The 2,278-nt window shown below is 62.7% G+C and carries 1 protein-coding gene and 2 pseudogenes; 2 read left to right on the plus strand and 1 reads right to left on the minus strand.

Translation table 11 applies throughout. The annotated features are described in order from the left end of the window. Positions 1-192: pseudogene (locus ARC63_RS22980) on the minus strand (zinc-binding alcohol dehydrogenase family protein); the annotation flags it as partial. A gap of 357 nt (positions 193-549) precedes the next feature. On the opposite strand from ARC63_RS22980, the gene ARC63_RS18765 reads away from it, so the two are divergent. Together ARC63_RS18765 and ARC63_RS18770 are read left to right on the plus strand one after the other, a co-directional pair. Continuing rightward, positions 550-1,641, plus strand: a complete 1,092-nt coding sequence (locus tag ARC63_RS18765) for an OmpA family protein (RefSeq protein ID WP_010483958.1) — start codon at positions 550-552, stop codon at positions 1,639-1,641. A gap of 220 nt (positions 1,642-1,861) precedes the next feature. Then, positions 1,862-2,266, plus strand: a pseudogene (locus tag ARC63_RS18770) (hypothetical protein); the annotation flags it as partial. Between the last annotated feature and the right edge of the window lie 12 nt (positions 2,267-2,278).

Genomic DNA, 2,278 nt, shown 5'->3' on the forward strand with positions numbered 1-2,278 from the left:
GTCCCAACCCAGCACGCGGGGCGCCTGGAGCGTGGCCGGATCCGTGCTGGCACGCTGCTTGCCATCGACGGGGTTGACCGAAACCGCCTCGACCCGGACCAGCAGGTCACGCCCTCGGGGAGGCAGCGGCGGGGGCAGGTGGATATCGCACAGGGCGGGGGCGGATTCACGACTCAGGGCGACGGCTTTCATCACGGCTCCGGCTGGGTTCGTGGCTCCATCATAAGGTTCCTCACCTTTCCGCAAACACGCTGAACCGTGTGATGCAGTACGTTGCGCAATATGTCGTTTTCCCCGCCTAAACCCCGTCAAACCCTTGCAGCGTGAGGGTCTTGCGGATTTTCATCATCCTGTATAGGGTTTCAACGTCGGACCGGTGGACGGTCGGGCGCAACACTTCACATGTTACGGGACTGTTAACATGGCCTTCACCCGCCTGAGCATAATGTTCGCGGCGGTGGCGTGCTGAATCGGCTGTCGTACATCGACGCACTTGTGCTGGCCCATGCCTCTACCGGTTTCATACCCCCGAAATAGGAGCTGTACTCAATGAACAAGAAGATCCTTACTGCCGCGCTGCTGGGCGGCCTGGCTTTTGCCCAGGCAGCTTCGGCGCAGGAGTTCGATGACCGCTGGTACCTGACCGGTTCGGCCGGCTTCAACTTCCAGGACAGCGACCGTCTGACCAATGACGCTCCGTTCGTGACCCTGGGCCTGGGCAAGTTCATCAGCCCGAACTGGTCGCTGGACGGTGAGCTGAACTATCAGAACCCGAACTTCGATTCGAACAAGGACCTGAACTGGTCGCAGTACGGCGTCTCGCTGGACCTGCGTCGCCACTTCATCAAGGAAGGCCGCGGCTGGAACCCGTACATCGTCGGTGGCCTGGGCTACCAGAAGTCGGAAGAAGAGTACCCGGCGCTGAATGCCAATGGTCCGCGCCAGCGTAAGGACGGCAACGTTGCCGCCAAGCTGGGCGTCGGCCTGCAGACCACGTTCGAAAAGCGCGTTGCTGTCCGCGCCGAAGTGGCCTACCGCGCTGACTTCGACGACCAGAGCGTTGCCGCTCCGAAGGAAGATTGGTTCGGCGACGTGCTGGCTTCGGTCGGCGTCGTGATCCCGCTGGGCCCGGCTCCGGTCGCGGCTGCTCCGGCTCCGGCTCCGGTTGCCCCGAGCTGCGCCGACCTGGACGACGACGGTGACGGCGTCAACAACTGCGACGACAAGTGCCCGAACTCGCAGCCGGGTCAGACCATCGGTCCGGACGGTTGCCCGGTGCCGGTCTCCATCGACCTGAAGGGCGTCAACTTCGACTTCGACAAGTCGAACCTGCGTCCGGACGCCGTGGCGATCCTGAGCGAAGCCACCGAGATCCTGAAGCGTTACCCGGATCTGCGCGTTGAAGTTGCCGGTCACACCGACTCGAAGGGTACCGACGCTTACAACCAGAAGCTGTCGGAGCGTCGTGCTACCGCCGTGTACAACTACCTGACCAAGAACGGCGTTGACGCCGGTCGCCTGGTCGGCCCGATCGGCTACGGCGAGAGCCGTCCGATTGCTCCGAACACCAACCCGGATGGTTCGGACAACCCGGAAGGTCGCGCCAAGAACCGTCGTACCGAGCTGAACGTCCAGAACTAAGTTCTGACGCTCTGCCTGTAGGACACAGCAGGACCCGGCTTCGGCCGGGTCTTGTTGTTTCTGCGGCCCGGAATCCGGGTATCTACTGCTACGCAGGCAACCGTTCGTCGGGTTTTTGTTCGCAAAACCAATGAGTTGCCGTATTCATTGAAAGTGGCGCTTGAAAGCTGTCGCGGCATTGCTAAACTCGCCGCGTCACTTCCTTTCCTGGATGCCCTTCATGCTGCGCTCTGCATCGGCCGCCTTCCTGGCGCTGGCCCTGGTTCCCGCCGCCCACGCTGCGGTCGATTGCTCGGTCAACACCAGCGCCTCGCCGCTGCCGTTGCCGGCCACGACCATTGCGCCGGTGGCCGACGAGCTCTACATCCGTGGCAACCAGCTGGGCATGCCGGCCGGTGTGCTGAGCAGCAACTACGATCCGTCGCAGTCGCTGGACCAGGTGCTTCAGCGCCTGCGCATCGACGGCTGCCAGAACATCGCCAAGGCCATTCCGAGCGCACCGGCGGTGAAGCCGAACGATCCGGCGGCCTACAAGCCGCAGACCGAATTCGACAACACGCCCTGGCGCTTCGACATGAGCCAGAACGGCAAGCGCATGACCGCTGAAGAGTTCGATGCCTGGCTCTGATAGACATCT

The sequence above is a fragment of the Stenotrophomonas geniculata ATCC 19374 = JCM 13324 genome (genome assembly GCF_001431625.1).
Classification (GTDB): Bacteria; Pseudomonadota; Gammaproteobacteria; order Xanthomonadales; family Xanthomonadaceae; genus Stenotrophomonas; species Stenotrophomonas geniculata.